General features: G+C 70.8%; 20 protein-coding genes and 1 pseudogene. 9 read left to right on the top strand and 12 right to left on the bottom strand.

Features of this window, described 5'->3' with window-relative positions:
- Positions 1-43 precede the first annotated feature (43 nt).
- Complete coding sequence (locus OG747_RS42460) at positions 44-2,557, top strand: DEAD/DEAH box helicase (protein WP_405884662.1); 2,514 nt, start codon at positions 44-46, stop codon at positions 2,555-2,557.
- Between the two features lie 19 nt (positions 2,558-2,576).
- On the top strand, positions 2,577-3,443 hold the full coding sequence (locus OG747_RS42455; RefSeq protein WP_405884661.1) for an acyl-CoA thioesterase: 867 nt from the start codon (positions 2,577-2,579) through the stop codon (positions 3,441-3,443).
- Between the two features lie 63 nt (positions 3,444-3,506).
- On the opposite strand, the gene OG747_RS42450 is transcribed toward OG747_RS42455, so the two are convergent.
- Together OG747_RS42450 and OG747_RS42445 are read right to left on the bottom strand one after the other, a co-directional pair.
- Complete coding sequence (locus OG747_RS42450) at positions 3,507-4,451, bottom strand: DUF6397 family protein (protein ID WP_405884660.1); 945 nt, start codon at positions 4,449-4,451, stop codon at positions 3,507-3,509.
- Between the two features lie 128 nt (positions 4,452-4,579).
- On the bottom strand, positions 4,580-4,993 hold the full coding sequence (locus OG747_RS42445) for a roadblock/LC7 domain-containing protein (protein ID WP_405884659.1): 414 nt from the start codon (positions 4,991-4,993) through the stop codon (positions 4,580-4,582).
- 92 nt (positions 4,994-5,085) lie between these two features.
- On the opposite strand from OG747_RS42445, the gene OG747_RS42440 reads away from it, so the two are divergent.
- Positions 5,086-5,514 carry a PPOX class F420-dependent oxidoreductase gene (locus OG747_RS42440; protein ID WP_405884657.1) on the top strand — a complete coding sequence of 143 codons (429 nt, stop codon included), beginning with the start codon at positions 5,086-5,088 and terminating at the stop codon, positions 5,512-5,514.
- A gap of 81 nt (positions 5,515-5,595) precedes the next feature.
- Here OG747_RS42440 and OG747_RS42435 read toward each other — a convergent pair whose 3' ends face one another.
- The 5 genes from OG747_RS42435 to OG747_RS42415 form a co-directional block, all read right to left on the bottom strand.
- Positions 5,596-6,201 carry a GTP-binding protein gene (locus OG747_RS42435; protein ID WP_405884656.1) on the bottom strand — a complete coding sequence of 202 codons (606 nt, stop codon included), beginning with the start codon at positions 6,199-6,201 and terminating at the stop codon, positions 5,596-5,598.
- 27 nt (positions 6,202-6,228) lie between these two features.
- Positions 6,229-6,624 carry a DUF742 domain-containing protein gene (locus OG747_RS42430; RefSeq protein ID WP_405884655.1) on the bottom strand — a complete coding sequence of 132 codons (396 nt, stop codon included), beginning with the start codon at positions 6,622-6,624 and terminating at the stop codon, positions 6,229-6,231.
- Positions 6,625-6,643: 19 nt separating this feature from the next.
- Entirely contained in the window at positions 6,644-7,081 is a 438-nt protein-coding gene (locus OG747_RS42425) for a roadblock/LC7 domain-containing protein (RefSeq protein ID WP_405884654.1), read from the bottom strand.
- Positions 7,078-9,666, bottom strand: coding sequence for a nitrate- and nitrite sensing domain-containing protein (locus OG747_RS42420; protein ID WP_405884653.1), 2,589 nt, complete (start codon positions 9,664-9,666; stop codon positions 7,078-7,080). Before OG747_RS42420 ends, OG747_RS42425 begins: the two co-directional genes overlap by 4 nt.
- A 63-nt stretch (positions 9,667-9,729) precedes the next feature.
- Complete coding sequence (locus tag OG747_RS42415) at positions 9,730-10,503, bottom strand: MHYT domain-containing protein (RefSeq protein WP_405884652.1); 774 nt, start codon at positions 10,501-10,503, stop codon at positions 9,730-9,732.
- A gap of 152 nt (positions 10,504-10,655) precedes the next feature.
- Between OG747_RS42415 and OG747_RS42410 the strand changes: the two genes are divergently transcribed.
- The gene (locus OG747_RS42410) at positions 10,656-11,255 is read left to right on the top strand and encodes a class I SAM-dependent methyltransferase (RefSeq protein ID WP_405884651.1); all 600 of its coding nucleotides are present in this window, start codon (positions 10,656-10,658) and stop codon (positions 11,253-11,255) included.
- 24 nt (positions 11,256-11,279) lie between these two features.
- Here the strand turns inward: OG747_RS42410 and OG747_RS42405 are convergent, their stop codons facing one another.
- The gene (locus OG747_RS42405) at positions 11,280-11,537 is read right to left on the bottom strand and encodes an alpha/beta fold hydrolase (protein ID WP_405886123.1); all 258 of its coding nucleotides are present in this window, start codon (positions 11,535-11,537) and stop codon (positions 11,280-11,282) included.
- Between the two features lie 10 nt (positions 11,538-11,547).
- Positions 11,548-12,039, bottom strand: a pseudogene (locus OG747_RS42400) (alpha/beta fold hydrolase); the annotation flags it as partial.
- Positions 12,040-12,164: 125 nt separating this feature from the next.
- Here OG747_RS42400 and OG747_RS42395 point away from each other — a divergent pair.
- From OG747_RS42395 to OG747_RS42385, 3 genes are all read left to right on the top strand, one after another.
- Complete coding sequence (locus tag OG747_RS42395) at positions 12,165-12,698, top strand: PadR family transcriptional regulator (RefSeq protein ID WP_405884650.1); 534 nt, start codon at positions 12,165-12,167, stop codon at positions 12,696-12,698.
- 166 nt (positions 12,699-12,864) lie between these two features.
- Positions 12,865-13,170: a hypothetical protein gene (locus OG747_RS42390; protein ID WP_405885984.1), complete on the top strand. Its 306-nt coding sequence runs from the start codon at positions 12,865-12,867 to the stop codon at positions 13,168-13,170.
- A gap of 136 nt (positions 13,171-13,306) precedes the next feature.
- Positions 13,307-14,149, top strand: coding sequence for a hypothetical protein (locus OG747_RS42385; protein ID WP_405884649.1), 843 nt, complete (start codon positions 13,307-13,309; stop codon positions 14,147-14,149).
- A 39-nt stretch (positions 14,150-14,188) separates the two neighbouring features.
- Here the strand turns inward: OG747_RS42385 and OG747_RS42380 are convergent, their stop codons facing one another.
- The 3 genes from OG747_RS42380 to OG747_RS42370 all read right to left on the bottom strand — a co-directional run bounded on the left by OG747_RS42380 (position 14,189) and on the right by OG747_RS42370 (position 17,684).
- Positions 14,189-15,964 (bottom strand): hypothetical protein, encoded by a 1,776-nt coding sequence (locus OG747_RS42380; protein ID WP_405884648.1) that lies wholly within the window; start codon positions 15,962-15,964, stop codon positions 14,189-14,191.
- 352 nt (positions 15,965-16,316) lie between these two features.
- The gene (locus OG747_RS42375) at positions 16,317-16,499 is read right to left on the bottom strand and encodes a hypothetical protein (protein WP_405884647.1); all 183 of its coding nucleotides are present in this window, start codon (positions 16,497-16,499) and stop codon (positions 16,317-16,319) included.
- A 129-nt stretch (positions 16,500-16,628) separates the two neighbouring features.
- A complete protein-coding gene (locus OG747_RS42370) occupies positions 16,629-17,684 on the bottom strand; it encodes a fatty acid desaturase family protein (RefSeq protein ID WP_405884646.1) in 1,056 nt (351 codons plus the stop codon).
- 250 nt (positions 17,685-17,934) lie between these two features.
- Here OG747_RS42370 and OG747_RS42365 point away from each other — a divergent pair, with 250 nt between their 5' ends.
- Together OG747_RS42365 and OG747_RS42360 are read left to right on the top strand one after the other, a co-directional pair.
- Positions 17,935-20,814 carry an SNF2-related protein gene (locus OG747_RS42365; RefSeq protein ID WP_405884645.1) on the top strand — a complete coding sequence of 960 codons (2,880 nt, stop codon included), beginning with the start codon at positions 17,935-17,937 and terminating at the stop codon, positions 20,812-20,814.
- Positions 20,811-22,094, top strand: coding sequence for an SWF or SNF family helicase (locus tag OG747_RS42360; protein ID WP_405884644.1), 1,284 nt, complete (start codon positions 20,811-20,813; stop codon positions 22,092-22,094). Before OG747_RS42365 ends, OG747_RS42360 begins: the two co-directional genes overlap by 4 nt.
- Positions 22,095-22,209: the final 115 nt, after the last annotated feature.

Here is a 22,209-nt window from a genome sequence, read left to right as displayed (position 1 = left end):
ATCCGATTCCCCCATCGAGCGGGTTGACAGGCAAGATGGGGGCGTGACCCTTATCGATCAGCTGCCACAGACCGCAGATCCCGACGCCCTCTACGAAGCCTTCGAGTCGTGGGCTCAGGAACGCGGTCTCACGCTCTATCCCCACCAGGAGGAGGCGCTGATCGAGGTGGTCTCGGGTGCGAACGTGATCGTCTCGACGCCCACCGGCTCGGGCAAGAGCATGATCGCCGCGGGTGCGCACTTCGCGGCGCTCGCCCGCGACGAGGTCACCTTCTACACGGCGCCGATCAAGGCGCTCGTCTCGGAGAAGTTCTTCGAGCTGTGCAAGATCTTCGGCACCGAGAACGTCGGCATGCTGACGGGCGACGCCTCCGTGAACGCCGACGCCCCCGTCATCTGCTGCACCGCCGAGGTGCTGGCGTCCATCGCGCTGCGGGACGGCAAGCACGCCGACGTCGGCCAGGTCGTCATGGACGAGTTCCACTTCTACGCGGAGGCCGACCGCGGCTGGGCGTGGCAGATCCCGATCCTGGAACTGCCGCAGGCGCAGTTCATCCTGATGTCGGCGACGCTCGGCGATGTCTCGATGTTCGAGAAGGACCTCACCCGGCGCACCGGCCGCCCCACCTCGGTGGTCCGCTCGGCGACCCGGCCCGTGCCCCTCTCCTACGAGTACGTACTCACTCCGCTGACGGAGACGCTCACCGAGCTGCTCGCGACCAAGCAGGCCCCCGTCTACATCGTGCACTTCACCCAGGCGCAGGCCGTGGAGCGGGCGCAGGCGCTGATGAGCATCAACATGTGCACGCGTGAGGAGAAGGACCAGATCGCGGAGCTGATCGGCAACTTCCGCTTCACCACCAAGTTCGGCCAGAACCTTTCCCGCTACGTACGCCACGGCATCGGCGTGCACCACGCGGGCATGCTGCCCAAGTACCGGCGGCTGGTGGAGAAACTGGCCCAGGCCGGTCTGCTGAAGGTCATCTGCGGCACGGACACCCTCGGTGTCGGCGTCAACGTCCCCATCCGCACAGTGCTGTTCACGGCGCTGACGAAGTACGACGGCAACCGGGTGCGGACGCTCCGGGCGCGCGAGTTCCACCAGATCGCCGGCCGCGCCGGGCGCGCCGGTTTCGACACGGCGGGCTTCGTCGTGGCGCAGGCGCCCGAGCACGTCATCGAGAACGAGAAGGCGCTCGCGAAGGCGGGCGACGACCCGAAGAAGCGCCGCAAGGTGGTGCGCAAGAAGGCTCCTGAGGGCTTCGTCGGCTGGACGGACAACACCTTCGAGAAGCTCATCGCCTCCGAGCCCGAGCCGCTCACCTCTCGCTTCCGGGTCACCCACACCATGCTCCTGTCGGTGATCGCCCGGCCCGGGAACGCCTTCGAGGCGATGCGACATCTCCTGGAGGACAACCACGAGCCGCGCAAGCAGCAGCTGCGGCACATCCGGCGGGCGATCGCGATCTACCGCTCGCTCCTCGACGGCGGCATCGTCGAGAAGCTCGACGAGCCGGACGCCACCGGCCGTATCGTGCGCCTCACTGTCGATCTGCAGCAGGACTTCGCGCTCAACCAGCCGCTGTCGACCTTCGCGCTCGCCTCGTTCGAGCTCCTGGACCCCGAGTCCCCTTCGTACGCCCTGGACATGGTGTCCGTCGTGGAGTCCACGCTGGACGACCCGCGGCAGATCCTCGCGGCCCAGCAGAACAAGGCACGCGGCGAGGCCGTGGCCGCGATGAAGGCGGACGGTGTCGAGTACGAGGAGCGCATGGAGCGGCTCCAGGACGTGTCGTACCCCAAGCCGCTGGAGGAGCTGCTCTTCCACGCCTACAACACCTACCGCAAGAGCCATCCGTGGGTCGGCGACCATCCGCTGTCGCCGAAGTCCGTCATCCGTGACATGTACGAACGGGCCATGTCTTTCACGGAGTTCGTCTCCTTCTACGAGCTCGCCCGCACTGAGGGCATCGTCCTGCGCTACCTGGCGAGTGCCTACAAGACGCTTGATCACACCATCCCGGACGACCTCAAGTCGGAGGATCTCGAGGATCTGATCGCCTGGCTGGGCGAGATGGTGCGCCAGGTCGACTCCAGCCTCCTCGACGAGTGGGAGCAGCTCGCCAACCCCGAGGAGATGACGGCCGAGGAGGCACAGGAGAAGGCGGACCAGGTCAAGCCGGTCACGTCGAACGCGCGCGCCTTCCGTGTCCTCGTCCGCAACGCGATGTTCCGCCGCGTCGAGCTCGCCGCGCTCGACAACGTCGACGAGCTCGGCGAGATGGACGCCGACTCCGGCTGGGACGCCGATGCCTGGGGCGAGGCGATGGACAAGTACTGGGACGAGTACGAGGACCTCGGCACCGGCCCCGACGCCCGTGGCCCCAAGCTGCTGTCGATCGTGGAGGAGCCGCAGAACGGCCTGTGGCGCGTCCGTCAGACCTTCGCCGACCCGAATGGCGACCACGACTGGGGTATCAGCGCGGAGGTCGACCTCGCGGCCTCCGACGCGGAAAGCCGCGCTGTCGTCAAGGTCACCGCCGTCGGCCAGCTGTGAGCACAGGAGAATCCCACCCATGACGAACCCAGCCGAGAGACTCGTCGACCTGCTCGACCTGGAGCAGATCGAGGTCAACATCTTCCGTGGCCGCAGCCCGGACGAATCACTGCAGCGGGTATTCGGCGGCCAGGTGGCGGGCCAGGCCCTGGTCGCCGCCGGGCGCACCACGGACGGTGACCGGCCGGTGCACTCGCTGCACGCGTACTTCCTGCGCCCGGGCCGGCCGGGCGTGCCGATCGTGTACCAGGTCGAACGGGTCCGGGACGGACTGTCGTTCACCACCCGTCGCGTCACCGCCGTGCAGCAAGGCCGCACGATCTTCAATCTGACCGCCTCCTTTCACAAGCCTGAGGATGGGAGCTTCGAGCACCAGCTGCCGCCGGCTCGCGAGATCCCGCATCCGGAAACGCTGCCGAACGTGTCGCAGGAGATCACGGAGCATCTGGGCGCGCTTCCCGAGTCGTTGCAGCGCATGGCCCGGCGCCAGCCGTTCGACATCCGGTATGTGGACCGGCTGCGCTGGACCCCCGAGGAAATAAAGGACGCGGAGCCGCGCAGCGCGGTGTGGATGCGTGCGGTCGGGCCGCTGGGCGACGACCCGCTCGTGCACACCTGCGCCCTCACGTACGCGAGCGACATGACCCTCCTGGACGCCGTCCGCATCCCGGTGGAACCGCTCTGGGGTCCGCGCGGGTTCGACATGGCCTCGCTGGATCACGCGATGTGGTTCCACCGGCCGTTCCGCGCGGACGAGTGGTTCCTCTACGACCAGGAGTCCCCGATCGCGACGGGCGGACGTGGGCTGGCCCGCGGGCGCATCTACGACCTGCGGGGACGTCTGCTCGTCTCAGTCGTCCAGGAGGGGCTTTTCCGGGCGCTGTAGGGAAGTGCCCGACCTTCCCGGGAAGGGCTCTTCAGGGCCGCCGTAGGCACAAGGGTCGGCCTGTCATGGGTTTCTGCGGCGCAGCCACCCGAGCAGCCTCCGTGGCCGCTCGGGCTCCGCGGTCGGGGGCCGGTCGTCGAGGGCGGCTTCCCCGGGCCGCGAAACCTCCGAAGCTGCGGCAGCCAACTGTGAGACCAGCGTCGGTGAGGCCTTCGGCCTGGGGCGGGGCGCAGGCCGAAGCTCTCGGGCCTGTGCGACCGCCTGGCCCAAGTCGGCCCGGAGCCAGCTGATCTCGTCGGGATCCTCGGCCGTCATGATCCGCGCGACGAGGTGCGCGGCGGGAGAGTCCGGCGCGCCGTGGGAGGCTTGCTCGGGCCGGAAGCGGTTCAGATAGGCCCGCTCGTACGGGTCCCTGACGATCTCCGCCACCTGAACGGGATCGAACAGGGATGCCACGACCGCGGCTTGCGCCCACGGGTCCTCGGTCTGCCGCAGCAGGAATCCCATGTGACGCCCCCGCCAGTTGCGGGGGCGGAGGTCCAGTCCGGTCTCCAACTGGTCGCGGAGTTCCTCGGGTGTGCGGCCCCTCAGCACCGGAGCGTTCTGCTCGTCGGCCGCGAACTGGCGCAGTTCCTCGGCCAGATAGAGCCAGACCACCGCCCGGTAGCGGTTCAGATAGAACTTCACGGGCACCACCAGACCCAGGCGCGCGAAGCGCGTGAACCTGGCGGTCGTCACCCCCATGAGGGCGGCGCCCTCCGTGGTGCCGACGGCCTTGACGCGCTCTCGCAACGCCTCGGGGAATCCGTCCTCGGAGCGAACGCGGTCGATCTCCGCGCGAGTGACGCGGCGTCCACCTCCTCCCTCGTCGGGGATGGTACGGACACATCCGAGGTGCAGGGCCAGGTCGAACTCGCCGCGCCTGAGCTCCAGTTCTCGCGCGGCGCGGCTGAGCGACGACGTGGCGGACCGCGTGGCGGCGGACTGCGTAATGGTGTGGCCGGACATGACAGTTCTCCCCCGTGGAGTGAGGTGCTCGCGCTGGCGTGCGCTTGCTTCGAGAAAAACCGTAGCCGGTTCGGCGGATCTCGTGGCGGGCCTGTGGATAACTCCGACCGCGACGGCGTATCCGCAGGTCACATGTCTATGGTGGGTGAGCGTTCCGGCTGGCGCGCATCCACGCCGAGGTGTTCGCCGACACGGTTCACGAGCAGAGTCATCTCGTAGGCGACCTGGCCGATGTCGGCCTCCGCCGCGCTGAGGACACAGAGACAACTGCCGGTGCCCGCCGCGGTGACGAAGAGCACCGCGTCGTCGAACTCGATCATGGTCTGCCGCACGTGGCCCGCGCCGAAGTGCCGGCCGGAGCCCTTGGCCAGGCTGTGCAGACCCGATGAGACCGCCGCGAGATGTTCGGCGTCCTCGCGCCGAAGTCCCGTGCTCGCGCCCGTCACCAACCCGTCGTTGGACAGCACCAGCGCGTGTCTCACGTGTTCCACGCGCTCGGTCAGGTCGTCCAGCAGCCAGCCGAGTCCCGTGTTCTGCGCCATGGTTCTTCTCCCCGTGTTGTCGCTCCCCCGGCCGGAGGATCCGACCAGCCAGCCTTCCCCACGGCCGTCGTCCGAGCAAGGAGGATGGGGGCATGGCACAGAAGATGACCGATGAGCAATGGCGGGCCTTCGTCTCGCACGGCACCCGCACCGGAAAGCTGTCGACCGTCCGGGCCGATGGAAGTCCGCATGTGGCGCCGATCTGGTTTCTGCTGGACGGCGACGACATGGTCTTCAACACGGCAAAGGAGAGCGTCAAGGGACGGAATCTGGCCCGCGACGGCCGAGTCGCCCTCTGCGTGGACGACGACCGGCCGCCGTTCGACTTCGTGGTGCTGGAGGGTCGGGCCGCACTGTCGGAGGATCTGGACGAGATGCGTCACTGGGCCGCTCGGATCGGCGCCCGTTACATGGGCGAGGAACGCGCCGAGGAGTTCGGGAAGCGCAACGGCGTCCCGGGGGAGCTCCTCGTGCGCGTGAGGATCGAGAAGGTCGTGGCCTACGCCGCGATGACGGACTAGACCTTTTTCCCGGCGGCCTCAGCCGATTTCTCATCCGCCTCAGGCTGCCCCTCAGCGGCCTCGGTCAATTTCTCCGTGGCCTCATCCGACGGAGTCGAGCAGCCGGGCGGTGTGCACCCGCCCGGCGTACTCGACGAGCCGGATCAGTACCTCCTTCCCGGAGTCACGGTCCCGGGCGTCGCAGAGCACCACGGGCGTACCACGGTCGAGGTCGAGGGCGCGGGACACGTCCTGGGCGCCGTAGGTGCGGGCGCCCACGAAACAATTGACGGCCACCACGAACGGGATGTGCCGGTGCTCGAAGTAGTCCACCGCGGGAAAACAGTCCTCGAGCCTGCGGGTGTCCGCGAGGACGACGGCGCCGAGCGCCCCCTGTGACAGCTCGTCCCACAGGAACCAGAACCGGTCCTGGCCCGGTGTGCCGAAGAGGTAGAGGGAGAGGCCGGAGCGGATGGTGATGCGTCCGAAGTCCATGGCGACGGTCGTCGTGACCTTCTGGTCCACGCCGTCGGTGTCGTCCACCGACTGCCCCGCCTCGCTCAGCAGTTCCTCGGTGCGCAGCGGCCTGATCTCGCTGACCGCGCCCACCAGGGTGGTCTTTCCCACGCCGAACCCGCCGGCGACCAGTATCTTCAATGCCAGGGCGGCCGTCTCGCCATCCGAGGCATCGGAGTTCTCGGAGACCATCGATCACTTCTCTCGGGAGTAGTTCATCTAGAGCGCCCTCAGTCCCTCGATCACCTCGCGGAGGATCCGCTCGTCGGGCAGTTGCGCGGGCGGCACCGGGCGGCTGACCGTGACGCAGCCCAGTTCCAGCAGGTCGCCGAGGAGCACTCTGACCACGCCCACCGGGAGGTCCGCGCCCGCCGCGAGTTCGGCCACGGATTGTGTCTCGATACGGCACAGGTCGATGAGGGCCCGGTGTTCCGGTCCGAGCGAGGTGTCGTCCTCGAATCCGGGCGCGCCCTTGTCGAGGGTGACCAGAGCGATCAGGTCGAAACGCACCCCGGTGGGGCCCGGTTTGGTCCGGCCGCCCGTCATCGCGTAGGGGCGGACGAGCGGCCCCGCCTCGTTGTCGTACCACTGGCTGCCCGGCATGTCCTCGGTCATCTGCGCCGCCCGCCCCCGGTCATCCGGCGGCGGGCGGCTGCGCAGCGGCGCGCGGCGGCGTGTAGAGGTGCTCGCCGACGCGTTTGACCAGACGCGCCATCTCGTACGCCACCAAGCCGATGTCGGCCGTGACGGCGGTGAGGACGGCGAGGCACGAGCCGTCGCCCGCTGCCGCCACGAACAGAAAGCCGTCGTCCATCTCCACCATCGTCTGGCGTACGCCCCCGGCGCCGAAGTGGCGTCCGGCGCCCTTGGCCAGGCTGTGGAAGCCGGAGGCGACGGCCGCCAGGTGTTCGGCGTCCTCGCGCCTGAGGCCGGTGGAGGCGCCCACCGCGAGTCCGTCGTTGGACAGCACCACCGCGTGCCGCACCTCGGCGACGCGAAGCACCAAGTCGTCCAGCAGCCAGTCGAGTTCGCCGGATCGCTGGGCGGCGCTCATGCTCGGGTCCTGGATCATGCGGGGTCTCCTTCGCTGCTGTCGCTGCCCGCATCTGGGTCTGGGGCGGCGCCGAAACCGGGTGTAGTGCCGCCGCCGCGCGCCCAGCCGTCGCGGTAGGCCGCCATACGGTCCCGTACGAGTTCGGGGGTTCGTTCGGCATCGCTGTGGGGGGCCACCGCTTGGGCCGACTCCTCGGGTCGCTGTGCACGCAGTTGAGGTGCGAGGCTCGCCTGCCGTACGCGCCGTGGGAGGTCGTCGGACCCTTCGGAGTCGTCCGAAGGACGGTGCAGCCGCAAGGTGGTGACTCCAGGAGGCGGGGTTTCGGCCGAGCCGTTCGCGGGAGATTCTGGAAAGCGGTTCACAGAGGATTCGAGCGAGCCGTTCACGGGGGTTTCCGCACTGGTCTGCAGGGGAGGCACAAGTGCGGGCCGCTCGGCGGGTGCCTGGACGGAATCGTGCTCCGGGGCGGCCGACACGCGCGCGTACTCGCGTTCGCGTTCAGCGGGCCTTGCGTCGTCGGGCTTGCGGGGGGAGCGTTGCGCAGCGCCTCCGTGCAGCAGCGCGGTGGGCAGCAGGACGACGGCGGTGGTGCCGCCGTAGGGCGAGGTCCGCAAGTGCACTTTGATGCCGTGCCTGGCCGCGAGCCTGCTGACCACGAAGAGACCGAGACGGTCGCTGTCGAACAGGTCGAGCGCCTCGGACTGTTCGATGCGCCGATTGGCCTCGTCGAGCGTCTCCTTGCCCATGCCGAGCCCACGGTCCTCGACCTCCACGGCGTAACCGTTGCCGACCGGCTCGCCGGTGATCCGGACACGAGTGTGGGGCGGCGAGAACTGGGCGGCGTTCTCAACGATTTCCGCCAGGAGGTGCGTGAGGTCGGCCACCGCGGCACCGACAACGGATGCCTCGGGAAGCTGGCGTACCTCCACGCGCGCGTAGTCCTCGACTTCGGACACGGCCGCGCGGACCACGTTCGTCAGCGACACCGGCATGCGCCAAGCCCGGCCGGGTGCCGCGCCGGAGAGGATGATCAGGCTCTCCGCGTGGCGCCGCATCCGCGTGGTGAGGTGGTCGAGCCGGAAGAGGTCACTCAGCTCGTTCGGGTCCTCGGACCGTCGCTCCATGCTGTCCAGGAGGCTCAGTTGACGGTGCACGAGAACCTGGCTGCGTCGGGCGAGGTTGACGAAGACCCCGGAGATTCCGCTGGCGAGCTCCGCGCGTTCGACGGCGGCGCGCAGGGCGGCGCGGTGCACTGTACCCAGGGCCTCCGCGACCTGTCCGGTCTCGTCCTCCGAGGGCGGTCCGGGCGGGGCCTCGGCTCGGACGTCGATCTCCTCTCCCGCGCGCAGTTTGCGCATGGCCTCGGGGAGTTTGCGCCGGGCGATCTCGAGGGCGCTGTTGCGCAGACTCACCAACTCGACGACAAGGCCGCGTCCGATGCGTACGGAGATGACGAGCGAGGCGGCGACGGCAGCGAGACCGAACACGACTGCGGCGCCGGCGGGTGTCAGCAGACCGCGGGTCAAGGGGTCGGCCCGGTCCGCGACACCGCGGCCCGCCTTCGCCTCGATGGTGCGCATGGCGTCCTGCACGCGCGCGTGGGCGGTGTTCCAGTCGGCTTCCGGCGCGGCGCCGATGGCATTGCCGCCGGGCCTGGACGCGAGCACCTTGTCCTCCACGGCGCGTACGTCGGTGTACGCGCTCCCTGCCACAAGGTCGTGCCAGGATGCCTGTTCGGGCCCGCGCAGATCCGCGACGGCGGCGTCGGTCAGGGTGCGGCGGGTGTCGACCGCCCCGGTGAACAGCCGCAGTCGCTCACCGTCGAGGGTGCGGGCGAGCCGGGCGCCGGACAGCACCGTGTCCTCTTGTGCGAGGGCCTCCCCCGCCCGGGAGAATTCGAGGAGTACGCGCGCGTCGGAACCCAGGTCGGCGTCCTGGATGCCGGTGAGCGCGCCGCCCACCGCGAAGGCCGCCGAAATGGTCCTGGTGTACCGCCCGTACGCCTCGTCCCAACGGGTACGGCGGTCCAGTACGGCGGTGCGCAGGGTCCGCAGCTGCTCGGCTCCGGTGACGAAGGCGTCGAGTCGCCCGGCCACTCCGGCGGGCAGGTCGGCGCCGTCGGCGACGGTGTGGTGATCGCCCAGCCGCAGCTTCGCCACCGCGCGGTCGGTGCGCTCCGCCAGCGTCTTGAGGTCGCTCTTCTGCTCGGAGGCGGGGTCGGTCGCGTAACGGACGGCGGCCGCGCGTTCGGTCTGAAGCGCGGCGACGGCGGCGTCGACCGGGGCGCGGACCGTGGAGTCCACGCGCTGCAGCTGCCGCAGCCTCGCGACGTCCTGGGCGGTGCTCACCGTGGCGTACGCCCATAGGGCGAGCAGGGAGACGACCGGCACCATCAGCAGACAGACGATCTTGGCTCGCACGGTGCGGGGGCGCAGATGCCAGCGTCCCGCGCGCGTGGGCGCCTCCGGCGGCGGCCCCGTGACGTCCTCCTCGGGGTCGCCGTTCTCGTCGGCGGGCGGGCCCGCGTGTGCGCGGCGACCGCGCACGGGGGGCTGGGACGGCGGCTCGGCGCCGGCCGTGGGGGTCCTACGGGGTGTACGCATGGCCTCCTCGCTCGGGATGGTTCGGGGCGTGTCCCCCGGGCCGTTGTGGCTCCGGGTCCGCAACTAGCGGGCGACGCTCTCGACCGGCCGCTGGGCCGATGCGGATGCCTCGCGCTCGCCGGCCGTCGGGGACAGCGCGACGAACGCCGAGGTCAGGAAGAGATAGGACCCGAGGCCGACGGCGAGGGGGAAGACGAACTGCATCGCCGTGGCCCCGGGAAGGGCCTCGCCGGAGGGGTTGACGCGCACGCTCACCGCCATCATTCCGGTGTAGTGCATGCTGCTCACGGCCCCTCCCATGACAAGCGAGGCGACGGCGACCGCGACGGGCGACTTGATGTTCAGTGCCGCCCACAGGGCCGCGGTCGCCGCGACCACGGCGATCACGACGGAGAGCCCGACGAGCACCGGGTCGTAGCGCACGGCGCCGTGCAGCCGCAGCGCAGCCATGCCCAGGTAGTGCATGCTCGCGACGCCGAGCCCCGTGGTGAGTCCGCCGAGGACGAGCGCGCGGCCCCGGTCGCGGCCGTAGCCGACGGCGAAGACGCCCGCGCCGACCACGACCATGGCGACGAGCAGGCTGAGGATGGTCAGTGGCACGTTGTAGCGCATTTCCGTGCCGCTGACGCTGAAGCCCAGCATCGCCACGAAATGCATCGTCCAGATGCCGGTACTGATCGCGGAGGCCGCGGTGAGGAGCCAGTTGCGGCGCGAACGCCCGGTGGCGCCGAGCGCGCGGACCGTGCAGCGCAGCCCCAGGGCGGCGCCTATACAGGCCATCACGTACGACAGCACGGGGGTCAGCCAGCCGAAGGCGGCGTGGTCCAGGTGTCCCATGGCCCAGGGACGGTAGTCCGGTCAGGGGCGCACAAAGAGGGCGCATTTCGAAAGGTGTTGCAATATGACACAGAGAGGTACCTGAATGATCGCGTCACGCTCGAACGTGTGCACTGCGTCGTACTTCGTGTCAGTGAGGGATCATGCGGAACATGAGCGACGACCACACACACGTCCAGGAATTCTTCACCGCGCGCGCGGCCGACTGGGACACCCGGTTCCCCGACGACGGGCCGGCCTACGCGGCCGCGGTCGCCGAACTCGGCCTGCGCGAGGGGGACCGTGTGCTCGACGCGGGCTGCGGCACCGGGCGGGCCCTGCCGCCGCTACGGGCGGCCGTGGGGCCCTCCGGAGTGGTCATCGGGGCCGATCTGACCCCGGCGATGCTTGCGGCCGCCGTACGGGCCGGTCGGGACCGCGAGGGGCAGTTGCTGCTCGCCGACGTCGCCGGGCTGCCGTTGCGCACCGAGTCGTTGGACGCCGTGTTCGGGGCGGGCCTGATCGCACATCTGCCCCACCCCGCCGAGAATCTGCGGGAGTTGGCACGGGTGGTGCGACCAGGTGGCACGCTGGCGCTGTTCCACCCCATCGGCCGGGCGGCGCTCGCGGCGCGCCAGGGTCGCCGGATCACACCCGACGATCTTCGGGCGGAGGCCAACCTTCGCCCCCTGCTGGCCGGCTCGGGCTGGGACATGACGTCGTATGTGGACGAGGACGCCCGCTTCCTGGCCCTGGCCGCACGACGGCGCTGAGGCATCAGACCGTTCGCTGCGGCCTCAGACCGTTCCGACGATCTCCGCCGCAAAGACATCGGGGTTGTCGAACATGACGTTGTGCCCCGCGCCGGGCACGGTCACCACGCGCACACCGGCGGCCTCCAGCTCCTCCCTGCCGGCCAGTTCGCCGCTCAGCTCCCCCTGGAGGTAGACGCGTTCCACCGTCAGTTCTTCGAGTAGATGGCGCATCGTCGGGGTCGTGCCGCGCACGAGGCCGGTCGCGGTGCGGTGCAGGGCGCGCGGGTCGGCGAGTCGCATGGTGGCCGCCCAGGAGGGGGCGATCTTGTCGAGTCACGCGCGCGTGGCCGCCGTTCTCGACATACTCCTCCTCCGTGTACGAGGCGATTCCACTGCTGCCCGCCGTGACCGGAGGGTGCGGATCGAGGTTCGCCTCCGCGAGGACCAGCCTGGACACGAGTTCGGGGCGCCGGTGGGCCAGCACGATGGCCACTGCTCCGCCCATGCTGTGCGCGACGAGCTCCGCCGCCCCGACACGGGCCTCGTCCAGCGCGACGGCGAGGGCGTCCGCGTGGTCCTCCAGGGTGTAACCGAAGTCCGCAGGCCGGTCGCTGATGCCGTGACCGGGCAGGTCGACGAACAGAGTGCGACGGCCCGCCAGTTCGGGCCGGGCCGCGATGTGGGCGTGGTAGACCGTCGAGACCGACCCCAGGCCGTGTATGTACACCCGGGCCGGTTCGGCGCCCGTGGCCTCCGTCCAACGGATGTGGCTTCCCTCGCCATCGAACTCGACCTGCTTCATCGCTCTCCTTTTGGTGCCGTTTCATCGTTTCCCACGCCTTAGGGAGAATACCTCGTACTCGATGTATAGAGAGCCCGATGTATAGAGTGTGTGATGTACAGCGTGCGTGCGGCAGAATGTCGGGCATGCTGGAGCTGGCCATCCTCGGTTTTCTGTACGACGCCCCATTGCACGGCTACGAGCTGCGCAAGCGCATCGCCGCGCTGACCGGACACGTGAAGCCCGTCGCGGAGAGCACGCTGTATCCCGCGATCAAGAGGCTGGAGAAGGCGGAGCTGCTGGCGCGGGCAACGCAGCCCGGCTCCGTAGCCGCCCCTCGTCATGTCCTGACGCTCACCGAGGAGGGCGGACGCGAGCTGCGCCGTCGGCTCGCGGAACCCGTACAGCGCGACATCACCGACGAGAACCGCTGGTTCACGGTGCTCGCCTTCCTCCGACACCTGGACGACCCGGCAGCGCAGGCCGCGGTGCTGCGGCGTCGGCTCGCCTTCCTGGAGGAACCCGCGAGCTTCTTCTACGAAGGCGACCGGCCGCTGCGTGCCGAGGAACTGGGCGATCCCTTCCGGCGGGGCATCCTGGTCATCGCACGGGCGACGAGCAGGGCCGAGCTCTCCTGGCTGCGGGACACGATCGACTCACTCGACAGGAGTGGCCGGTGAGTCAGCGCGGGCGTCGAGGCGCGCCTAAGGAGTGCGAGCGGCTGCTGGTAGCGCTTCACCGGGCCGTCCCCCTTCTGCCGCCGAAGCTTCAACTCTACGTTGAGTAGCAGCACATGAACGATCAGCGATGGCAACCGCGTAGGAGGAAGGTGGCCCGATGGCCGGCATGTTCGGCAGACTCCGCAAGATATGGCACCGGATAGCCGCCGAAGGGGCCGGGACACAGCGGCCCGTGAAGCGGCCACCCGAGAAACGTGCACACAATCTTTTCGAGGCGGCCGCGGCGTATGTGTCGGCGCGCGCGGAGGACGATCAGGAGCAGATCGACGAGGCCGCGGCCTGGGTGTCGCCCGAGGCGCTGTCGTTCGGGGTGAACGAGCTGGCCTGCCGGGCCGTCATCGCCCTGGCGCGGGAGCGCGGCGAATCGCCCCGGACGGTGGCGCGGACACTGCTCGGTCTGCCCACGGTCTGACCGCCGAGGGCCATGGCAGGTCGTTTCGCCCCTGTCCGGCCGGGTAACTGCAGCTCCGCGTGTGTTTCGGGGCCGTGACAACCGCCGTCCGATCGCATTATGGTGCGCCGACGAACGTAGCGATCGGGAGGCTGGGATGGCCGGGACGGACGATGGCGCCGTCGCCACCGGGGACGACGACGCGCTGCTTGTGCTGACGGCGGCGCTGCTGACGCCCGCGAAGTTCCCCAGCGTGCTGGGAGACGACTACCCGGAGGCCTGCGCGGCGCTCGACCTGGCGCCCCTGGCCGACGGGTACGGTCTCGTGCTCGGCCAGGACGGCGACGGTGCGCGGTGGACGGTCGTCATCGACGACGTCTCGCTGGTCGCCGTCGCCATCGCGTCCTGGGACTGCGGCATGGAGCACGAGCTGTCGCCCGACGAGCGTACGGTCGTCTCCGCGCTGCCCGGCTGGCCCCTCGATGTCGCCGTGTCGGCCCCCGGAGTGCCGGCCCCGCACGACCCCGCGCCCGAGCTCGCGGAGCGGCCCCCGCTCACTCCACCGGACACCACCGTCTGGGGACCGGCCCAACGGCGCCTCGGTGCTGACGAGATCGCCCTGCAGTGGGCGATCTGGCGGGAACAGGTCGACGACGGCGACTTCGTCAGACCGGACGATGTGGCTCGGTCCGAGGACGCCCCCGGGGAGGGGACCGGGAGCGGCGGCGAGCCGCGCAGCAGTGTCCGCCGGGTGCTCGAGGAGGCGCGGTCCTACGTGGACACGCCACCGCCGCTGGGCCGCGTCCGCTCGGCCTTCGCCTCCGGCGACGCCCGGACTCTGCGCGCCGACGGCCCAGGCTGGTCCATGGTCGCCCGGACCGACGACATCGCGTTCGTCCTCCTGGACGAGGAGCCCGGAGAGGTCATGCCCGTCCGCCGCGGGCCCGAACTGCCCGGTCTCCTGGAGGCCCTCGACAAAATGGCCGTACGCCCCAGCTGAGGGGCCGCGCCGCGTCGGATTCCCGTGGCGCGGCCACGGTCAGAGGCGCGTGTCCGGGTCGATGAGGAGTGCGCCCATCGCCGTGTCGTGGTCGCAGCGCTGTTCGCGTGAGCGCGGTGGCCGCACCCACGCCGCGGCAGCACAGGCCGCCAGTTCCGGGTCGTCGTCCTCGATCGCGGTCCGACGCGCCTGTGCGTCGAGGTCAGGGAGCGCGGCGAGATGACGGCCGAGGAGTTCGGCGGCGGTCGTGCTCAGTTCGGGGCGCGCCGACGCCTTGGGTGACAGGACGGACCAGATGGCCCGGGCCGTCTCCTCGTCGACATGCAAGGGTGCCACCGGGCCGGTATGCCGTGCTGTGGAGAGGATCTGACCGAGCAATTCAACGGCGAACGCCGCCCGTTCGTGTCGGCCGGTGGTCGCGGCGCGCTCCACGACGCGGCGCAGCAGCCGTTCGCCGGCGGACAGGGTGGGGGCGGTGGAGTCCCGCGCCTGGACCGTGGTGAGGACGGCGTCGCGCAGGACGCGTTCGGGAAGTGCCGCGAGCAGGCGGGGCGCGGCCCCCGCGAGTTGATCGAGGGTGGCTCCGCGCACCGCGTCCTGGTCGTGCCAGGCCCGCTCGCAGTCGACGGCGACCCGTGCGAACTGGGCGGGGTCTCCTTCGAGTTCCGCGCACGTCAGCAGGGCCGGCCAGGCCTGGACGCGGTGGTGGATACGGTGGTTGGCGGCGAGTTCACGCAGGAGGGGCTCGCCCTGCGCGAGGGGCAGAGCCGCGGCCACCCGTGCCGTCGACCAGGAGGGCCGCCTGTGCTTCTCCAGCCAAGGGGCGAGCAGGGCCGTACGATCCGCCGGTTCGAGGGCGGCGAGCGCGGTCAGCTCGGCGCTGCGCATCCGGCCCCGGTCCACGGTGCGCCGCTCGACGACGCGTCGCCGTTCGACGGGCGGCAACAACCGCAGCAGGCCGTCGGGGGCCACTTCGCGGCGACCGGGGCCGCGTGCGCGACTGCCGGTGGACGCGCAGCGTTCGGCGAGTACGACGAGGTCCTCGGTGGGCAGTCCACGCAGAGCACGTCGCAGGGAAGGCGGCAAAGGTCCTGCGGGGATGGGGAGTTCCCGGGGCGACCCGTCGCTGCCGGGCTGTGCGGCGCGCAGTACGGCGACCGCTTCGCCGGGCAGGTGGAGTGCCGCGAGGACTGCCCGCGGGGTGAGCAGACCGGGTGCTCGTTCCAGCAGGATCAGGGCCGCACGTGGGTCGCGTTGTGCCGCGACCGAGGCGACGGCCCGGTGGCGCCGGGTGAAGCGGTACGCGTCCCTTGACGGCCGTCCCTCCCCCAGTGCGCTAAGATGTTCCGCCACCGCGCGGGGGGCCGTGCGGGCCAGCGTGGTCAACGCGCCAAGCGGCACATTGAGTCGGGGCAGCCATGCGGCGGCGGTCTCCGCGGGGCAGGCGGACAGCAGCCGAGCCGCTTCCTGGGCGCCATGACGCTGGAACACTTGAGGCAGCAGTTTGGCGGCGAGGGCCCGGCGGTGGCTGAGCCTCAGAAGTCGGTACGTGTCGTGGCGCGTCGCCCTGATCTCGCTCAAGGCGAGGCGTTCCAGGGCCTGTTCAGGGACAGGGAGCCGAAGCGCGGCCGAGCGGGCGCGGCGGCTCAGTAGTGGGTCGGCGAGGGCCTCGGTCACCCGGTCGAGGTCGTGGCGTGCGACGGCCAGGAACAGCGCCGTGTGCCGTTCGTCGGAGTCACCGGCGTCGAGTGCACCGTGGAGCGATGCGTAGGCGTGCGGGGTGAGGGTGCGGGCGTAGCGCGCCAGGGCGCTCATACGTGCCGGGAAGGGCAGGGGGTCGAAGTGAGCCCTCAGCCAAGCGGGCGTCAGTGGAGCCGGCGGGGTCTGGGGCTGTCGGGGTGGCGTGGGGGACGCCTCGTATCGGGCCATCAGCGCTCACCGTGGAGTCGCTGGGCCTCCTTTCGATCCATCATGCCGATCATCGTCGCGAACCGGTGATCGTCACGCAAGGGATTTTCGCGCCCGGCGGCGGCCCCGACGCCCGGGGCAGTCACCGCCGGGCTGGAGCGGGGCATGCGGCCGCCCGCGGACCGTGCCGTCGGCACGCCCGCGAGCGGCGACGGGGTCGCCTCGCGCTGGCGAGGACGCACCCGGGTCAGGCAGCACCTCAGCGGCCGAGCTCCTTGCGTGTGATACGGCGCAGCCTGCGCCGCTGCGAGGGGTCCAGCGTCAGGTACGCGGCCGCCGGAACTCCCAGCACGATCAGGAAGGCGGCCCACCAGGGCAGCCAGATCAGCAGGATGAGGCCGACCGCCACACCTCCTGCGGCGATCTTCGCGTTCTTCGACATGTGTCGCCTCCTTCGCGGCTGGTGCCGCTCTCTGTCCTGAAAACGGGTCCGCGCCTCTCACGGTTCCAGTGCGCGACCCTGAGACATCCCTGAGGCGCTCCCCCGACTCACCCCTGAGACCCACCGTCGCTACTCGGTCCTGAGGGGCTCGCCGACCTCGTACATGTGGCGCAGGGCCTGCCGGTAGGAGTCGACGAGCCCGGTTTCCACGTATGGGATACCCAATTCCCGGCAGTGTGCGCGCACCAGCGGCTGGGCAAGGCTCAGGTGAGGCCGGGGCATGTTCGGGAACAAGTGGTGCTCGATCTGATAGTTGAGGCCGCCGAGGAACCAGTCGGTCAGGGCGGCGCCACGAACGTTGCGGGAGGTGAGCACCTGGCGGTGCAGATGGCCCCAGCGCTCGCCGCCCGGGTCGGGCATCTCCATGCCCTTGTGATTGGGCGCGAAGGCCATGCCCAGGTGCAGGCCGAACAGTGCCTGGTGCAGCGCGGCGAACGCGAGAGCCTTGCCAAGGGACATGGAGGTGAGCAGCATGGTCGCGTACGCCACGACGTGGGTCACCAGCAGCAGGGCCTCCGCCGCCCGCTCGCGCGGCGGCTGCCGGCGCAGGTCCTGGAAGCCGTGGATCTTCAGGGCGACGCCTTCCAGGAGGGTGAGCGGGAAGAAGAGCCAGGCCTGGTTGCGGGTGAGCCAGCGCCGGAAGCCGACCCTGCCCTTGGCCTGCTCGCCAGTGAAGACCAGGATGTCGGCGACGACGTCGGGATCCTTGTCGATGTGGTTGGGGTTGGCGTGGTGACGATTGTGCTTGGCGTTCCACCAGGCAAAGCTCATTCCCAGGAGCAGGTTGCCGTGGATCAGGCCGATCACGCGGCCGGCCGCCCTGTTGCCGGTGATCTGCGAGTGGCCCGCGTCGTGTCCTATGAAGGCAGTGCGGGCCGAGAACACGGCGAGCAGTGGGGCGAGGAGCAGGGCCCACCATGAGTCGCCGATCAGGACGACGCCCGTCACGACACCGGCCAGGGCCAGCGCGTTCAGGGTGATCGTGCGCGCGTACCAGCCGTGGCGCCGGTCCAGCAGTCCCTGGATCTTGACGGTGCGCAGGAGGGGTGCGAATTCACTTCCGTGGGTCTGCCCGACGCTCGCCCCTGGAGGGTTTTCCGCGACGGTTGCGGCGGTCTGGGACATGGTGGGTCTCCGGTCTTTCAGTGGACGGGCCGACCTGATGAAACGTACGAATCAGTAACCCTCGGCGACCATGGCGCCACCACCCGTGTCCGTACGGGGGTTTCCCCGCGCCTCCAGGGGGGGTACACGTACACCCCTGGCATGAAGTGAGCCACCTCACGGCCCGGACATGCCCGCCCCGCCCCGCGCAGCGCTGTATCCTCGGCGGCTCCGAAGCCCGGTAGTCAAATTTGAGGAATGCGCCAACGCTGTGCAGAGAATTCCTGCGGCAACGCCCGCCGAGATCTCCGAACTGGCCCATTGCTGTGCCGTGTTCATGCCCGCCGACCCGTCCCGCGCCGGAAGCGTCGCCTTCTGGCGGCCCGACGGCGGCGTCCCGCCGGTGGTGGCGTCCGGCGCCGCCGAGGAGCTGACCGTCGTGCTGCCCGGAGACCGCGGTGTCGAGCTCGTGACGGTACCCGCCGTCCTGCTCCCGGTGCGCGCCGCACTGCCGGTTCTCACGCGCACGCGAGGCGCCGCACAGGCCCACCGGGCGACTTCGTTCTGGGGCGCAGCCGCCGTGCTCGCCCTCCAACTCGCCGCGCGCGGACTGCTGCTGCCGGGTCTGACCGCCGGTGACCACGACGCGTGGCGGGCGGGGCCGCTGCGCGCCGACGACCTGGAGCGGGTCCGCGAACTCGCCGCCGCAATGCCTCCGGACGCGCACGCCGTGCCGGTGGACGGTGCCGAGCCGCTGCGGCTGCCCGACCCGGAGCGGCTGCTGCGCGCCTTTCTCGACGCCGTCGCGGATGCGCTGCCCCGCTCCCCCGCCGCGTCGCTCGCCGCGGGAGGTCCGGCCTTCGCGGCGCGGGAGCCGCAGCACGTCCCGGAGCAGCGCGCCTGGGCCGCCGACGTCGCCGCGGGGCACGACGCGGGCGTACGTATCTCGCTGCGCATCGAGGTCCCGGGGTTGGCGTCGGTCGTGGCGGACGAGACGCGGCTGTCGTTCCGCGGGGTGCTGCAGGTGCACAGCGTGAGCGATCCCGGCCTCGTCGCGGACGCCTCGAGCGTCTGGGCCGGATCAGCGGCCTTCGGCCCACGCGCACGGATGGACGTTCTGCTGGCCCTGCGCCGCGCGGCCCGCGCCTGGCCCCCGCTCACGCCGTTGCTCTCGGCGACGGTGCCGGATACCGTCGAACTCGCCGACGAGGAAGTCACCGAACTTCTCGGCGAGGGCGCCCGACTGCTGGCGTTCGCCGGCGTCGACGTGCACTGGCCCAAGGAACTGGCGCGCACGCTGACCGCCCGCGCGGTCATCGGCCCGCCGGACGACGAGCCGGGTCCGGACAAGGCAGCGGACGACCGGGGCCCGGACCTCGGCGCGTCGGACATGCCTTCCTTCCTGTCGGCGGACGCGCTGCTCGCCTTCAACTGGTTGTTCGCACTGGGCGATCAGCAGCTCACCCGACAGGAGCTGGACCGGCTCGCCGAGGCCAACCGCCCGATGGTGCGGCTGCGCAACCAGTGGGTCCTCGTCGACCCTCAGGAGGTGCGCCGCGCCCGGGCGCAGCAGGACCGCAAGGTCACCCCCATCGGCGCGCTGAGCGCCGCTCTCACGGGCTCGACGGAGGTCGACGGCCGCAGGGTCGACGTACGGCCCACGGGGTGGCTGGCGACGCTGCGGGAGCGGCTCTCGGACCCGGAGGGTCAGGAGCCGGTCGGGCAGCCCGCCGCGCTCACCGGGACGCTGCGGGACTACCAGGTGCGGGGCCTCAACTGGCTGGCCCGGATGACCTCGCTGGGACTGGGCGGCTGTCTGGCCGACGACATGGGCCTGGGCAAGACGATCACGCTGATCGCCCTGCATCTGCACCGGCAGACCGACGCGTCGGCCGCGGGCCCCACTCTCGTGGTCTGTCCGGCCTCTCTGATGGGCAACTGGCAGCGCGAGATCGAGAAGTTCGCGCCTGGCACACCCGTGCGCCGTTTCCATGGCTCGCGGCGCAGTCTGGAAGGCCTGGCGGACGGAGAGTTCACACTCACCACGTACGGCACGATGCGGCTCGACTCGGCGCGGCTGGCCGAGGTGGCGTGGGGCATGGTGGTCGCGGACGAGGCCCAGCATGTGAAGAACCCCTACTCGGCGACGGCACGAGCCCTGCGCACCATCGGCTCACGCGCGCGCGTGGCGCTCACCGGCACCCCGGTGGAGAACAGTCTCTCGGAGCTGTGGGCGATCCTCGACTGGACGACGCCGGGCCTGCTCGGCAGTCTCGGCGCCTTTCGAACGCGGTACGCGCAGGCCGTCGAGGGCGGTCAGGATCCCGCGGCCGCCGAGCGGCTCGCCCAGCTCGTACGACCGTTCCTGCTGCGGCGCCGCAAGTCGGACCCCGGGATCGCGCCCGAGTTGCCGCCGAAGACCGAGACCGACCGTGCCGTGTCGCTCACCCAGGAGCAGACGGGGCTGTACGAGGCGATGGTGCGCGAGACGCTCGCGGAGATCTCGGGCGCGGACAGCATGGCGCGGCGCGGTCTGATCGTGAAGCTGCTCACCGGGCTGAAGCAGATCTGCAACCACCCGGCGCAGTTCCTCCAGGAGGACCTGCCGAAGATCCCCGGCAGGTCTGGGAAACTGGAACTGCTGGACGAACTGCTCGACACCATCCTCTCCGAGGGAGCGAGCGTTCTGGTCTTCACGCAGTACGTGCGGATGGCGCGTCTCATCGAGCGCCATCTGGCGGCGCGCGGCGTGCCGACGCAGTTCTTGCACGGCGGGACGCCCGTCCACGAGCGCGAGGCCATGGTGGAGCGCTTCCAGAACGGCGAAATCCCCGTCTTCTTGTTGTCGTTGAAGGCCGCGGGCACAGGGCTGAACCTGACGCGGGCCGAGCATGTCGTGCACTACGACCGCTGGTGGAACCCCGCCGTCGAGGCACAGGCCACGGACCGCGCGTACCGCATCGGGCAGAGCCGGCCCGTGCAGGTCCACCGGCTGATCGCCGAGGGAACCATCGAGGACCGCATCGCCGAGATGCTGCGGCGCAAGCAGCGGTTGGCCGACGCGGTCCTCGGGGCAGGCGAGGCGGCGCTCACGGAGCTGACCGATGCCGAACTGGCCGACCTGGTGGAGCTTCGAGGGGGCACACGATGACCGACCGGAACGAGGAGCGCACGTTCGCTGCGCTGCCGGCCACGCAGGGGCGGGGCTTCGCGCAGACATGGTGGGGCCGGTCCTGGCTGAAAGCGCTGGAGGACGCGGCGCTGGACGCGGAGCAGGTGAAGACGGGCCGCAGACTCGCGCGTGCGGGGGCGGTGGGCGCCGTGTCGGTGCGTCCGGGGCGCATCACGGCCGTCATCCAGGACCGCGACCGCACCACACACCGCGCGGACGTGCTGCTTCAGGAGCTGTCGGCGGAGCAGTGGGACCGGTTCCTGGACATGGCGGTCGAGCGGGCCGGGCATGTGGCGGCGCTGCTCGACCGTGAGATGCCGCCGCACCTGTTCGAGGACGCGGCCGCCGCGGGAGTCGAACTGCTGCCGGGCCTGGGTGACTTGGAGGCCCAGTGCGACTGCGGGGCCTGGGACCACTGCGGGCACACCGCGGCGCTCTGCTACCAGATGGCGCGTCTGCTCGACCAGGATCCGTTCGCCCTGCTGCTGATGCGCGGTCGCGCCGAGCGCATGTTGCTGGACGAGCTGCAGCTGCGCAGCAGCGCGAGCGCACAGGGTCCGCTGGAAGCGCCGGGCCCCGCTGAGGAAGGCGTGGACGCCGTCGAGGCTTACGCGTCCGGGGACATCCTGCCGCCCCTGCCCGCCATCCCACCGCTGCCTGCAGAGCCCGGCCCCCCGCCCGTCCTGGACACCGAGGCCGCGCCCGCGCCCGGCGTCGACCCGTCCGCCATGGAGTTCCTGGCCGTCGCCGCGGCGGCCGAGGCGCACCGGCTGCTCGCCGAGGCTCGCAGGCCCGGTCATGGACAGGACGCGGCCGAGGCGGAGTTGACGCTCGGGCAGGACGCGGTCCGGCTCGCGGCGGCCACCACCGAGCGCGCGATCGTTGAGCGGTTGGCCAACGGGTCGGGGCGTGACCGGCAGGAACTGGCGCTCGCCGTACACGCCTGGCACCACGGGGGTGTGGTCGCGCTGGCCGTCCTCGAGGACGAGTGGACCGTGGAGGCGGACGCACTCGCACGCGCGCGTGCCGCCCTGGAGTCGGCCTGGGACGAGGACGAGCGGCCGCGACTACGCGTCGCGCACAACCGCTGGACGGCGGTCGGTACCTCGACCCAGCTGCGCCTGGGGCACGACGGCCGCTGGTGGCCGTACCGCAAGGAGCGGGGCCGTTGGACGCCCGCAGGACCGCCGGCCGGGGATCCGGCCACGGCCCTCGCCACTGCGGAGGGAGACCCGGGCGGCGAGCCGACGAACGGTTGACGCCCCTGCGTTCACCTTTGCGTCGCACGACGTTCGGTGCGGCGGCCAACTCTGGCCGCTGTCACCGAACTTGTGCCCCAGGAGGCTTGATGTTCCCGCACGCCGTCGGCCGACG

It is taken from the genome of Streptomyces sp. NBC_01384 (assembly GCF_045040035.1).
GTDB lineage: Bacteria > Actinomycetota > Actinomycetes > Streptomycetales > Streptomycetaceae > Streptomyces.
The sequence above is the reverse complement of the archived record's forward strand: the minus strand, read 5'-3'. Positions and strand labels throughout refer to the sequence as shown.